General features: G+C 35.5%; 11 protein-coding genes. 9 read left to right on the top strand and 2 right to left on the bottom strand.

Going from position 1 to position 14443, the window contains the following annotated elements; translation table 11 throughout:
• Positions 1-5 precede the first annotated feature (5 nt).
• The 3 genes from greA (at position 6) to ABWU33_RS06345 (ending at position 2518) form a co-directional block, all read left to right on the top strand.
• A complete protein-coding gene (gene greA, locus ABWU33_RS06355) occupies positions 6-500 on the top strand; it encodes a transcription elongation factor GreA (protein WP_211907876.1) in 495 nt (164 codons plus the stop codon).
• Positions 501-503: 3 nt separating this feature from the next.
• Positions 504-1157 carry a 3,4-dihydroxy-2-butanone-4-phosphate synthase gene (gene ribB / locus ABWU33_RS06350; RefSeq protein ID WP_211907878.1) on the top strand — a complete coding sequence of 218 codons (654 nt, stop codon included), beginning with the start codon at positions 504-506 and terminating at the stop codon, positions 1155-1157.
• Between the two features lie 71 nt (positions 1158-1228).
• Positions 1229-2518 carry a M48 family metalloprotease gene (locus ABWU33_RS06345; protein WP_211907881.1) on the top strand — a complete coding sequence of 430 codons (1290 nt, stop codon included), beginning with the start codon at positions 1229-1231 and terminating at the stop codon, positions 2516-2518.
• 1 nt (position 2519) lies between these two features.
• On the opposite strand, the gene ABWU33_RS06340 is transcribed toward ABWU33_RS06345, so the two are convergent.
• Both ABWU33_RS06340 and fabG read right to left on the bottom strand, forming a co-directional pair.
• Positions 2520-2855, bottom strand: a complete 336-nt coding sequence (locus ABWU33_RS06340) for a TrbC/VirB2 family protein (RefSeq protein ID WP_250120311.1) — start codon at positions 2853-2855, stop codon at positions 2520-2522.
• A gap of 93 nt (positions 2856-2948) precedes the next feature.
• The gene (gene fabG / locus ABWU33_RS06335) at positions 2949-3683 is read right to left on the bottom strand and encodes a 3-oxoacyl-[acyl-carrier-protein] reductase (protein ID WP_211907885.1); all 735 of its coding nucleotides are present in this window, start codon (positions 3681-3683) and stop codon (positions 2949-2951) included.
• Between the two features lie 469 nt (positions 3684-4152).
• Between fabG and ABWU33_RS06330 the strand changes: the two genes are divergently transcribed.
• The 6 genes from ABWU33_RS06330 (at position 4153) to ABWU33_RS06305 (ending at position 14265) form a co-directional block, all read left to right on the top strand.
• A complete protein-coding gene (locus tag ABWU33_RS06330; protein WP_256438220.1) occupies positions 4153-4284 on the top strand; it encodes a hypothetical protein in 132 nt (43 codons plus the stop codon).
• A gap of 64 nt (positions 4285-4348) precedes the next feature.
• Entirely contained in the window at positions 4349-7018 is a 2670-nt protein-coding gene (ppdK, locus tag ABWU33_RS06325; protein WP_353280655.1) for a pyruvate, phosphate dikinase, read from the top strand.
• A gap of 677 nt (positions 7019-7695) precedes the next feature.
• The gene (gene ltrA / locus ABWU33_RS06320; protein ID WP_353280605.1) at positions 7696-9039 is read left to right on the top strand and encodes a group II intron reverse transcriptase/maturase; all 1344 of its coding nucleotides are present in this window, start codon (positions 7696-7698) and stop codon (positions 9037-9039) included.
• Between the two features lie 339 nt (positions 9040-9378).
• Complete coding sequence (locus ABWU33_RS06315; protein ID WP_250120314.1) at positions 9379-10551, top strand: hypothetical protein; 1173 nt, start codon at positions 9379-9381, stop codon at positions 10549-10551.
• 920 nt (positions 10552-11471) lie between these two features.
• On the top strand, positions 11472-12491 hold the full coding sequence (locus ABWU33_RS06310; RefSeq protein WP_214303242.1) for an IS110 family transposase: 1020 nt from the start codon (positions 11472-11474) through the stop codon (positions 12489-12491).
• 739 nt (positions 12492-13230) lie between these two features.
• Entirely contained in the window at positions 13231-14265 is a 1035-nt protein-coding gene (locus tag ABWU33_RS06305; RefSeq protein WP_250120316.1) for an efflux RND transporter periplasmic adaptor subunit, read from the top strand.
• The last annotated feature ends 178 nt before the right edge of the window (positions 14266-14443 follow it).

Raw genomic sequence — 14443 nt, 5'->3', positions numbered from 1 at the left:
TGATTATGACTTCATCCATTATTAACAAATTTCCTATTACAAGGGAAGGTTTTGAGAGTATGCAAGTCGAACTTGAGAAATTAAAGGAAGAAAAACCTTCTATCATACAGGCTATTTCTGATGCTCGTGATCAAGGCGATTTATCCGAAAATGCAGAATATCATGCAGCACGGGAGAGATTAAGTTTTATTGAAGGCCGTATAATTGAGGTAGAAAGTAAACTTTCACATGCAGAAGTGATAGAAGTAAAAAATTTGTCTGGTGATACAGTAATGTTTGGTGCAACTGTTACGGTAAGCATGTTAAACGATGATAACAGTGAAATTGAATATGTTTATAAGATTGTAGGTGGATATGAAGCTGATGCTTCAAAGCAGTTGATCTCTACGGATTCACCACTCGGTAGTGCTTTAATTGGCAAAAAAGTTGGTGAGTATGTGGAAGTGATAGTGCCAAATGGAGAGAAATTGTATAAAATAGTTAAGATTGAGTTTAAGTAAATCATGGTACAAGTAACTTATCCTTCAATTAGTCTACCCGGTATTTCTTCTGTGGAAGATGTATTGAGGGATGCTAGTTCTGGTAAATTATTCATTTTAGTTGACGATGAAAACAGAGAGAATGAAGGTGATTTGGTTATTTTAGCTGAAAAGGTGAAACCAGAACATATTGCTTTTATGGTTAGGTATGGCACTGGTATTGTGTTTTTAGCTATGACAAAGTTTTACATGAATAAACTTAACCTTGAATTTATGAAGAGAAGTAATGTAGATGAAGCACTTATTCCTCACACTGCATTTACTACGTCAGTCGATGCTCGTTATGGTATTACAACGGGTGTTTCTGCTCATGATAGAACGCATACGATACTTACCGCTATTGATGGAAAAAGTACTAAGGATGATATTATTACTCCTGGTCATGTTTTTCCTATTATTGCAAGTGAGGGCGGGGTTTTAGCACGCAACGGTCATACTGAGGCAAGTGTTGAGATAGCAAAATTGGTTGGATCTAGTCATGCGGCTGTAGGGTGTGAATTAGTGAATGATGATGGCTCTATGATGCGCTTACCCCAGTTGCTTGAATTTGCTGAACAACACAAAATTAAGTTAACTACCATTGATAAACTTATCAGTTACGTTCAAAATTTAAACTAGCGTTTATAAATTCGTATAGTTTAAATGTTAAAATGTAAAATTCCTAAAAGTTATACAAACAAGGAACTTCCATGTCTAAGCTTTTTGTTTTACTATTTTTTTTCGTATACTGTAATAGCGCTTACTCTGTTAGTATTATTAGAGATAGTGAAGTGGAAGCGGTAGTGAAGGATCTAGCGCAACCTTTATTTTCTGCTGCGGGTATTGATAATGATAAAATAAAAGTTTTTATAGTTGATGATAGATCGATTAATGCTTTTGTAATTAACAATAATAGCATTTTCATTCATTTAGGGCTTTTACAATATTCGACTGAACCTTATGTCTTACTTGGTATATTAGCACATGAAATTGCTCATATATCTGCTGGTCATGTATTACAAATGAGTAGTGCTGTAGGTTATTTTCAATCAATAGCAATGGTTAGTTATATGGTAGGATTAGTTTCTAGTATTGTCATTAACCCTCAGGTTGCGAGTGCAATCTTGCTTAGTGGTGTAACGCTTAGTTCAAGGTTGTTTTTTAACTATTCTCAAGAGCAAGAGAGTGTAGCAGATAGCTATGCTTTAAGATACCTAGATGAATCTGGCTATGATAATTTGGGTATGAAAGAGATTTTTGACTATTTTAAGAGTATTGAGCATGAAAACACTGAAGAGTATTTCCGCACTCACCCACTTAGTGATAAGCGTATATTTGCTGTACAGAATTATAAGGTTAAAAACAATATAAAACCAATCCTTGCAGATAAATTGCTGAAGTTTGAGCGTATGCTTGCAAAGCTAGACTCTTTCTTTGCTCCTATTCATGTGTTATCTAGTAAATATGAAGGTAGTTCTAAGTATGTAAATGCTGTAATTCACTATAGGCAAGGAAAGATAGAAGAGGCTATTACTAAAGTTAATTCATTGATTCAAGAGTCACGCAATGATCCTTATTTATATGAATTAAAAGCGGAGATGTTATACAAAGCTGGAAATTTAAGTGAAGCAATAAAAATGTATGAAGAATCACTTAGATATTTATCTGAGAAGAATAACTATTTAGTGAAACTTGCGTTATCTCATACTTTATTATTACACGGTGAAATAGAGAAGGCAATTTTTTACCTAGAGCAGGTTGCAAACGTAGAAACAAATAACGCCTTTGTCTGGAAGTATTTAAGTATTGCATATAAACGTAGCGCTGATATGGCAATGTATTATTTTGCTTTGACGAAAAAGGCTTGTATTGAAGGTAATTTAGAGAAATTTATGAAGTACGCTGAGTTAGCTATTAAAACTTTACCGAAAGATAGCTCTTGCTTGCTGCAAATTGAGGATATGAAGGAACAATACACACAAAAACACACTTATTTTTAGGTTATTTCCCGCACTTATCCAACATATCTTTTACTTCAGTACTTATATTGGGTATAATTTTCATTATAATCGTTTTGGCGCCAAAAAATACACCACAAAACATACCCAAGGCAAAGAGAGCTGGCCATGGCATTCTACCAAATATTGCAAGCAAAGCTGCACCTATTATGACTACAGTCATAAGTGGCCCACCTATTCCCCAAATATAACCAATAATATTGCATATTACTTGGGCAGTTGTATCATCTATATTATCAGCAGCATTTGCGTAATCTGAAAAAGAGAGAAACAGCACTATACATAAAGCATTAAAAAGTTTTTTTATTATATAACTCATTCTTTTGCCTCCAAGTAATAAACTAGTGTGAATCTAAATTTATATATATTTATTTTAAGGTAAAACTCATAGTTTGTCCATAAATAAGTGTTGCTACATAAATAGCCCACCATTGATGTTAAGCACATGCCCCGTTATATATCTTGCTTCGTCGCTTGCTAAAAACAATACTCCTGCTGCTATTTCTTCTCCTGTTCCCATTCTTTGCATTGGAATATTATCTAATATTTTTTCTTTTTGTTTTTCATTTAAAACTTCAGTCATCTTAGTATCTATAAACCCAGGAGCAATGCAATTTACTGTTACACCGCGACTTGCAACTTCTTTTGCTATAGATTTGCTCATAGCTATTATTCCAGCTTTTGATGCTGCATAATTTACTTGCCCGGCATTGCCTGTTAAACCTACTATTGAGGAAAGATTTATAATTCTTCCCCAGTTGTTTTTAATTAATTTTCTGCATGCTTCTCTATTTAGTTTAAATGTAGAGTTCAAATTAATATCAATTACCTTTTGCCATGCTTCATCTGTCATTCTCAACAATAAGCTGTCTTGTGTAATTCCTGCATTGCATATGAGTCCATCAAAGCCTTTCATCAACTCACTTGCTTTATTTATTAGTTGATTTACCTCTTCAGGATTTGATAAGTCGCAAGGAAGTACGTGAATGTTTTTTTCATATTTTTTAGCAACTTCTTCGAGTACTTCTTTTTTTGTACTAGAAATACATAAAGTTGCTCTGGCCTTATGCATAATTTCTACAATTGCCTGGCCTATTCCGCCTGATGCACCAGTAATCAGAAATTTCTTATTCTCTAATCCAAACATAATAATTTTTATTTGTTCCAGCTCTTAACAGAATATTAAAAGACTTGCAATAGATTTTTTTCATAACTTTCATTTAATAGAAGCTTCTTGACAAATCTTGTATTTATTGGCGAAATTATGTCGGCTGAATGCCTTTTTTATTTTTTCTACATTCGGCCAGATCGCGCTTATTTTAAGAGTTAGCACATTATCAATTACAGTAATAAAATTAGCACCATGTGGATTCTTTTGCCTTTTTTTGATTGGTAAATTTCTTAACACTTATAGCTAAAGTAATTTAAGAGAGCCAGCGCGTGACTAGTTCTTATTACTTGATCAGTCTTCTGGATCCCAGTGTCTGGGCACTGGGATGACAGGAGTGTGAGATAAGGCTACATTCATACTCCAACAGGTATGACGGTGTCATTCCAGCACTTGATGCTGGAATCCAGAAGTCTTTACTACAAATAAGCATATTGAGCACAAAATTATGCTAAAACACAACGTTTTTGGTGAGATTATGGACAAACTGGATTCTAGCGTCATGCGCTGGAATGACATCATAGAGGTCGTTGAGATGACAGAAAAGAGTACTGGAATGAAAGGAAAAGGGACTATTTAATGTATTAGCTCTGCTGAATTTTACAAAATTTATTACTCCTGCCTGACAAATTTATTAGAATAGTATGTATATTAGTGAAAATCCGAAGAAAATGCAAGAAAAGTTAATATATTACTTTAGCCAAAGCAACTGTGAAGGCAATGCAGCAATGAGAAATCTACTAGGAGGGAAGGGAGCAAATCTGGCAGAGATGTGTAACATTGGCATTCCTGTTCCACCTGGTTTTACAATTTCCACTGCTGTTTGTCAGGCCTATTGTCAAGATAATGAATTGTCTTGTGATCTACGTAACGAGATAAAAAACTACATGACGATGCTCGAAAATGACATCGGTTGTAAATTTGGGGATTTAAATAATCCCTTATTAGTTTCCATACGCTCTGGTAGTGTTAGTTCAATGCCGGGCATGCTTGATACTATTTTAAATGTTGGTCTAAATGATGAAACCGTTGTTGGGCTTGCAAAAAAAAGTGGCGAACGTTTTACTTACGATAGCTACTGCCGTTTCATCATGATGTACTCCAATGTTGTACTACAGCTTGATCATCACCTATTTCAAGATGTTATTGATAATGAGCAGCAAAAGAGTGGAGCAAAAAGCTTAGCTGATCTTGATGTTGATGTTTTAAAGAGAATTGTTAACGATTTTAAAAAGATAGTATATGAAAAAACCGAGAAACATTTTCCGCAGAACGTTGAAGAGCAATTGTTAAACTCAGTTAATGCAGTATTTGCCTCTTGGAAAAATGATAGGGCTGTTTCCTATAGAAGAATACATAATATTCCTGAAAACCTTGGAACTGCAGTTAATGTACAAGCAATGGTTTTTGGTAATTTAAATGATAATTCTGCAACCGGCGTGATATTTACACGTAATCCTTCAACTGGAGAAAAAAAGCTTTTTGGTGAGTTTTTAGTTAATGCTCAGGGTGAGGATGTGGTTTCTGGTGTTTATACTCCTATGCCAATTGAAGGGGAGCAAGAAAGTACCATGGAGAAGTTGCTACCAAGTGTTTACCGAGAATTATGCGCGATATGTGAAAAACTTGAAAGTCATAATAAGGACATGCAGGATATCGAATTTACTGTACAGGAAGGTAAGTTATGGATTTTGCAGACTAGGTCTGGCAAGCGCACAGCCGAAGCTGCTATTCGCATAATAGTTGATATGGTAAACGAAGGAGTGATTACAAAAGAGGAAGGAATATTGAGAATTGATCCAAAAACTTTTGACAATTTATTGCATCCAGTTCTTGATGTTAAAATCGATCAAGAAGTAATAGGCAAAGGACTGCCAGCTTCTCCAGGTGTTGCTTCTGGATATGTAGTATTCAGTGCAAGTGATGCTGAAAAAGCTGCAGAGCAGGGCAAAAAAGTAATTTTGGTAAGATCAGAGACGAGCCCTGAAGATATTAATGGAATGAATGCTGCAAGTGGAATAGTAACAGCGCGAGGAGGTATGACCTCGCATGCCGCTGTTGTAACTCGTGGAATGGGTAAACCATGTATTTGTAGTCTAAATGGACTTTATATTGATAAAGATGAAAAATTTCTTTCTATGGGGGATATAAAAGTAAATAAAGGTGAATCAATCACCATCAATGGAGGAACAGGAGAGGTTATGCTTGGTATTCTCCCTACAATTTTGCCTGAATTATCTCAAGAGTTCAAAACGATAATTAACTGGGTAGATAAAGTCAAAACAGTGAAGGTGAGAGCGAACGCTGATACTCCAAAAGATGCAAAAATTGCAAAAGGATTCGGTGCAGAAGGTATAGGCTTATGTCGCACAGAACATATGTTTTTTGCTAGTGATAGGATCGAATTCATTCAAAAATTGATAATAGCTGATGATGAAAATGAAAGGGCAAGTGCATTAAATAAACTCGAAGAAATGCAAAAGTCTGATTTCAAAGAAATGTTTTTTATTATGGAGGGCAAGGAAGTCACTATACGATTACTTGATCCACCTCTACATGAGTTTTTACCTCATGATCAATCCATTATAGAAAAAATCGCCAGATCACTGAATAAGTCAGTTGAATCGGTAAAAAATAAAATAGTACAGTTATCAGAAAAAAATCCAATGCTTGGCCATCGAGGGTGTAGGCTTGCTATTTCTCATCCTGAAATATATAAAATGCAGATTAGGGCAATACTCAGTGCTGCAAGTGAATTAAGGAAAGAAAAGAAGATAGAAGTGAAACCTGAAATCATGATTCCTTTTATCATGAGCGAGAAAGAGTTTGTTCTGATATGCGAGTTAGTAAAGAAAGAAGCTAAAAATTTCGATGTGAATTATTCAATCGGAACGATGATAGAACTGCCAAGAGCAGCACTTATTGCTGACAAACTCGCAAAACACGCAGAATTTTTTAGTTTTGGCACTAATGATTTAACACAAACAACTATGGGACTTTCACGAGATGATTCAGTTAATTTCCTCGATTCTTATAAGGAAAGCAACATCTTCAAAAACGATCCCTTTGAGGTGCTAGATGTCGAAGGGGTAGGGGAATTAATCAGAATAGCTATCGAAAGGGGCAAAAAAACCAGAAAAGAAATTAAACTTGGTATATGTGGAGAGCATGGAGCGAATCCACAGTCCATAGAGTTTTTCATCAAATCAGGGGTTGATTATGTGTCATGCTCGCCCTATAGAGTACCGGTTGCAAAATTAGTGGCAGCACAGCTTAGCATAAGTTTGTTGGGCAGCACAACTGTACGAACATAGATTTCGCTAACAAGTAGCGGAATGATGATTTTTCAAATTGTCGATAAATCTAAGTCAGTTTAGCTATTTTGCTGCTACTTTTTTCTTAATATCTTAAGAAAGACTGATTTTTTGTTTAAAATAATATAAGATAAAATAATAGTGAGTTAGGTAAAAATGTCAGTATCAAGTGCGTCCAGAGAAGGTGAGTATTGTTCAGTAGGAGATAGACCTACCAGGATAAAAGTCGGAATCCTGTAGCTTGGGTAGCAGCATGGAGGGAAACCAAAATGTTGAAGCCTACCGACAACATTATCGTAGGATAATGGCGAATTACCAGGCCGTAGCGAAAGCGAATACACAGATTGCCTCGAAAGAAATATTCTGAAGGTCGAGCCATCTTGGTACTGGCGAAGACAGGATAGACCAGACGAAAAACGGATGAAACGATTGGTCTACTTCAGCGGGGTGTTAGTAACGGCATGGCAATGAGGACATACAAAGCAACTGGAGAAGCCCTCCTCATCCCAAGGAGAAATACCTTGGAGAGATAGGTTCTATAACTGGAAAACAGGAAGTGAACCGAAGATGAGAGGGTGGCGGATGGGTGCGTAGTAGTGAAGAAGTGAGGTAACGCTCATGGAGCAAAGGCACCCTGCTAGTAGAAATCTTTTAACAAAAGGAAGGTAAAGGTAAAAATGATAAAAATGCCAATAAAATTACAAGACCTGAGAAGAAAGATATATATCAAAGCGAAAGCAGAACCGGAATGGCGATTCTGGGGAATCTATGTTCACGTCTGCAAGATGGAGACACTGGAAGAAGCATATAAGCTAACAAAGAAGAGTAATGGGGCACCAGGAATAGATGGGATGACATTCGAATCGATAGAGGCAGAAGGCTTAGAAAAGTATCTTCAACAAATAAGACACGGACTAATAACCAAGACCTATAGCCCAAGTAGGAACCGGCAGAAGGAAATACCAAAATCTGGAGGAAAATTCAGAAAGTTGAACATACCCTGCATCCGGGATAGAATAGTGCAAACAGCACTGAAGCTAATACTTGAACCGATATTCGAATCAGACTTCCAAAAAGGATCATACGGGTATAGACCTAAGCGTAATGCGCATGAAGCAGTACAAAAAGTAACGGAAGCAGCAATCAAAGGCAATACAAAAGTAATTGACGTAGATCTGAAATCCTACTTCGACAATGTGCGACATCATATTCTGATGGAAAAGATTGCCAAAAGAATAAATGACAAAGAAATCATGCACATGGTTAAGCTAATCCTCAAAACAGGAGGAAAACGAGGAATAGCACAAGGATCACCACTTTCGCCACTACTAAGCAATATATACCTAAATGAGGTAGATAAAATGTTGGAGAAAGCAAAAGGTGTGACCAAAGAAGGAAAGTACCAACGTATGGAATATGCCAGATGGGCAGAAGATTTAGTGATACTGATCAGAGAATACCCGAAACGGGAATGGCTAGAAAGAGCAGTATACAGAAGGTTGGAAGAAGAATTAGCAAAACTAGAAGTGAGCGTAAATGAAGAAAAGACAAAAGTCATCGACCTAAAGAAAGGAGAAACATTTAGCTTCCTAGGGTTTGATTTTCAAGAGAATATCACAAGACAAGGAAAGTGGAATGTCAGGAAAACACCGCAGATGAAAGCACGAACAAACCTGCTACGCAAGTTGAAGGAAATATTTCGGCGCCATAAATCGCAACCGATAAAAAGAGTGATAAATGACATCAATCCGATATTGAGAGGGTGGGTAAACTACTTTAGGATAGGGAACTCTGGTCGAAAGTTCAATTACGTAAAACATTGGGTGGAAAAGAAGGTAAGACGCAACTTAATGCGAGCCAGGAAAGCAAAGAAAGGGTTTGGGTGGAAGAAGTGGAGTAGCGAATGGATATACAAAACGCTGGATCTATATTCAGATTACAGAATAAGGTATTACAGACCGAAAGCATCACCAACACAATATGTGATAAACTTTGGTAAAGAACTTGCTAGGAAAGCGTAGTGCGGGAAAACCGCATGCTGCGTTTGACGAGGCGGGAGCTGGAAACGTTAACATGGGAATTTGGATTGAGGCCCACAGTGAAAACGACGGAATAGCCACTAAACCCTAAAGAAGGCGCGCCAGTTCTCGACCCTACAAGAACGTAAGGAATATTTACTAGAAAAGTTTAAATATGCTGCCAAAGAATTTGGCAAATCTGGTACAAAGTCCAATTATCTAGCAGTACCAAAGGAACAGCAACTCTCTATTGATTTAGGTAATAGAAAGGTTTTTGGTATCATAAATAAGATTCTGTATTGGATAGAGAATAATTTTACTTATTTTTTTCCACGATATAATTTGTTTCCAGAAGTTGGAGTTGAAGGAAGAAAAATTCCTGGAACTAATACAAGGGTTAAGTATTTTACTCCAGATGACCAAGCAGAGTATACTAAAATTCCTTATAAAGGAAAATTATACGTGGACTTAATGCCAGAAGTGGAAGGTAATAAGTTAAAAGGCTTTAAAGGCAAACTATATGATACAACTGATAAAATTAGTAAGGGTAAAAAAGGTTGTGTAGCTTATGTTATCACGCTTGATGGAAAATTAGTAACTCATGAACATATTAATGTTAACAAAAGCGAATGGGCTTATCGTCATTCAACTCTTGCAGGTGGTAGGCCAGTTTTATGTTCTGGTTTAATGAAAGTGGTAAATGGTAAAATAACTTATATAGACAATAATAGCGGGCATTATAAACCAGAATCAGCAAACTTATACAATGCAGTGAAAAAGTTAGAAGGTCTATTTTCGAAAGATGCAAAAGTTGTTTGCCTACCATATTGGATTAGCTTGAAAAAACAAATTCCGCTTATACGCAAAATTAATCTAGCCAAACGAGAACCTGTAGAGAAATTCTTGGAAAGGATGGAGAAAAAAGGGAAAGATGGATTGACTCAATATGAAAGACATTTTGAAAAGATAAAGGAATTTAATGAGCAGTATGAACAAAAATTGCTTCTTGCAAACTATAAGTCACCTACAAATGAACTGTCCTACAAACCAACTATACATAAAAAACACAGATTGAAATACTCTGAATATATTAACTTACACCTTAATTTTTTGAAAGAGTTTGATGAAAATCCTGAAGTGCAAAAAATAGCAATAGAACATTCAATAAGAAGGGTTATTGGAGCAAATTATGGCCATAAACCTACAGTTGCGCTTGCTAAGGCACAGGTAATAGATAAAGATGGAAAGCTGCAAGAAACGGACGAAATAGTAGGTATAAATGTTGCTTTTCACCATGAGAATGATCGTGATGGCTTTGCTAAACTTCTAGATTTTAAAAAGTATAGCTATATTTGTCATTTGCAAAATAAAGATAGAGCTGTTATGGAAAAATTAATGCCTAATAAATGGGTAGCTTTTATGAGTACAGACCAGGCTAACAAGTTTGTAAAGGATACTTTACAAATTAAAATTGATAGTGTTGAACAATTGGGTGCCCGTTTAGTGAAGAGCTAAACTCTATTAAATATATGCTAATATATCTACTCATCAGGGTGGCAAAATAGGTAGATGAGAGAAATACAACTAAATGTTGTCATGAAAGTAGCTCCTTTGTTGTCATGCCAGTGCTCAGACACTGGCATCCAGTTAAATTTACGGAGTATAATGGATTCGAGTGTCTGCTACTTGAATGACAAGCAAAGGCTACTCGGATGACAAGAAAGGGAGCACCGAAAATAAATAGGTGTCATCCCAGTGCGTGACACTGGGATCAAGGAATTCTGAGTTTTTGAAAAGATTATGGATTCCAGTGTCACGCACTGGGATGACACCCTTTTAGTTGCTGTACGCACATTGTGGTACAACAGACCAAGATGGAGTTAATAGGGTCTCCTCTTCCTGAAAATACGGAAAGTCAGTAAAAAAAATCAGGCATTAGCACTTCAGCTCTGCAGTTGAGTCAATATGAGAGAGTAAGTCTACAAAAGTAGACTTACTAATTGAACTTTGATCCTTTATTTTACTATAGAACAGCACTGAATCTGCGGGATCATAGAATTTATTTCCAATCTCTCTGAATGTACTACTTATATCAATAGGTGTCGACTCTTCTTGTGAATCAGATTTAAATAAGCCATGAGTATCTTTCAGACGACAGTACCACTTGCAATTATTTCGCTCTGCTGTTACCCACCCTGGGGACTTTTCTTCACATTCTCTATAGCAATCATGAAGTGCCTTCCATTAAAATGGAGGGTTTAGTATAGGGTTTGTCATAATATACTCCTTAATTATAAAACTAATAGCACGTTAGTACATACTGTAATTGCTATTGAATGATGGAGAGACATACTCCATTATTTTAGCACGAAGTAACAAATTCAATGAATTAGTTCTTCAAGAATAATTTAAACTTTTACAGTAGGAGTAGTCTCATGAAACATTATAGCGGGTTAGATGTCTCACTCAAAGAAACTTTTATTAGTATCATTGATGAGAAAGGAAAAATTGTTAAAGAAGGGGTTGTTGCAAGTGAAAGCAGTGCAATAGCTGAGTTTCTGCTTGGTCAAAACAAAAAATACGAGTCCATAGGAATAGAAAGCGGGCAATTATCAATATCGATGTGCAAAGAGTTGAGGAATCTTGGATTACCAGTAACTTGTGTAGATGCAAGGCATATGGCAGCAGCATTATCTGCGAGAATCAATAAGAATGATAAAAATGATGCAAGAGGCATAGCACAAATGATGAGAGTTGGGCTATTTAAGGAGGTATTAGTAAAATCAGACGAAGCTTGTCAGGTTAAAATAATACTTGGAAGCAGAAGACAATTAATACGTTGCAGAGAGCAAATTGCGGGAACAATAAGGGGATTACTGAAAATATACGGGATAAAAGTTAATCAACGTCTTAGTTCTGCAAACTTTGCTTTAAAAGTGCAAGAAATGGTTAATAATCTAGATGAAATTAGCCAAACCTCAATTGAATCATTAGTACATAGTTTAGAAATAATAGAAGAATCAATAAGAAAACTTGATAAAATGCTCTCAGAACAAAGCAAAAAAGATGAGGATTGTAAATTATTAACTACTGTTCCAGGAGTTGGTATTATAGTAGCAATGACATATAAAGCTGCAATAGATGATCTGCATAGGTTTGAAACATCTTATACAGTTGGAGCCTATATGGGATTAAGTCCAAGACAGTACGCTTCTGGTGAGATTGATCGACACGGAAGTATATCAAAAATGGGACCAGTGGACTGTAGGAATATGTTATATGAAGCCGCGCAGGTCTTACTGGTAAAATGTAAAAGGACATTTAAATTAAGAAGCTGGGGATTGAAGCTTAAAAAGAAAAAGGGCATGAAAAAAGCAATTGTTGCAGTAGCAAGAAAATTAGCCGTGATTATGCATAAGATGCTAATCGATAGAAAAGAGTTTTGCTATCAATAAACACTAAAGAAGTATAAAACAATAATTTTACTGAAAGTAAAGATAGCAATGCCGATGGAAGGGATAAGCAAGAGGATAAGTTGAAGCATAGACTTCGTGGCGTACATGTTGCCGTCCACTTCCGCCTAACAAGTATAGTGCGGCTTGGCTACAATATGAATTAGCCATATTAGACCGCGGAGAGAACAATGGAAGCATGCTACTTTTAACTTATGTAAAATCATTAAGACTATAGAGGAAAAGAATGATACCTTAGTTTTTATAAGCTTAATGAATATGTGGATAAATACTTTAAGTTTGTGTGGACGTATTTATCCACATATTCATTGGCTACATAGTTTAAAAGAGATTAATTGGAAATTAGTGTTGATGTTTTTATTGCCAATAAAACCTCTTTTGATTGAATAAGATAATACAATAATAAATAAAAGGTTGTATTAGAGCTGAATTTTACATCAAAAAATATTTTTCATGATACAAAAAATTATTGTTGACTTTTATGCAATTAGAGAACTTATATGCTAATATAATGTTAATTCTTATATTGACATAATAACTTTTCGGATAAGGTTTCTTAATTAAAAATTTCATTTTGGCAAACTTACTTATTGTAGGAAAATTTGCTTACGTAAAACTGTTTATAGAGTGACAATAGATGTATTATACTTATACTTCTGATATTTGAAAATTTATGCAGTTATTTCTAACAAGATTGGTCAATAAATTTTACTGTTTAAGGATGAGAAACAAAGTAATCATCGTTTCCAGTATTGCTCTTATTCTACTGTTTTTTATCAACAATACATTTTTAAAAAAAGATCAGGCGGTTCATAGTGATAATCCAATTAGTAGTTTTTCAGTAAAAACTCAGGATTATACTCCACAAAATCGCACTGTATATTTAAATTTTTCTGGTACAGTAAATCCCTTGCATAGGGCAAGCCTTGTCTCAAGAACAAGTGGTCAAGTTATTGCTATTTATTTGTCTGATGGTGAAAAAGTAAAAAGAGGCGATGTAATTTTAAAGATAGAAGATTATGACAGAGTTGCACAAGTTGAGAAAGCCAAAGCTTTATTAAATCAGCGTGAAATTGAGTATGATTCCTCTCGAAAATTGAATAAAAAAGGCTATGGAGCACAGATAAGAGTGGAATCAGCTTTTACTGCATTGCAGAGTGCAAAAGCTGACCTAAAAAGGCTAGAATTGGATTTAGAAAACACTGCGATTAAATCTCCTATTGATGGTTATATAGATAAGATCAACGTAAATGAAGGGGATTTTGTTAATCTTGGACATAAGATAAATGACATAGTTAATTTTGATCAGGTTCTTGTGGTGTTATATGTTTCAGAAAATGAAGTAAATAAAATAAAGCTAGGTAGCACAGCGCAAATTAATTTGCTAGACGGAAGGGAATTAGTAGGTGAAGTGAGTTTTATTAGTAAAATTGCTGAGCCTAAAACTGGATCTTATAGAGTGGAGGTAAAGGTAACTGATAATGAGATTATATCTTTGCAAGGACTGACTGCTAGTGTAAGCCTCCCTTCAGGTGAAAGATTTGCATATAAAATTCCTTCTTCGGCCTTAAGCTTAAATGACGATGGTATTCTTGGAATAAAGATTGTTGATGATAATAATTATGTAGTATTTACAGCAATAGAAATTGTTGATTATGAAGACGATGGAGTTTGGGTAGTCGCAAATAATGAAAGTAAGCCTATAAAGCTAATAACATTGGGTCATCTATTTGTGAAGCCTGGTGATAAGGTATAACTCGAATGTAACATGACACCAAATGAGCTACTCGCATTTTTGAGGTATAAATCACAATATTTGTACAGTTGTGTGTGTGCTACTAAAAGGGTGTCATTCAAGTAGCTGACACTGAAATCCAGAAAAGAAGGCAGTGTCTGGACACTGACACTATGTTTTTATTTTGCCACTCTGCTGT

It is taken from the genome of Wolbachia endosymbiont (group B) of Cyclophora punctaria (genome assembly GCF_964028235.1).
Classification (GTDB): Bacteria; Pseudomonadota; Alphaproteobacteria; order Rickettsiales; family Anaplasmataceae; genus Wolbachia.
Note: the sequence above shows the minus strand (reverse complement) of the source record. Positions and strands in the feature narration are given on the sequence as shown.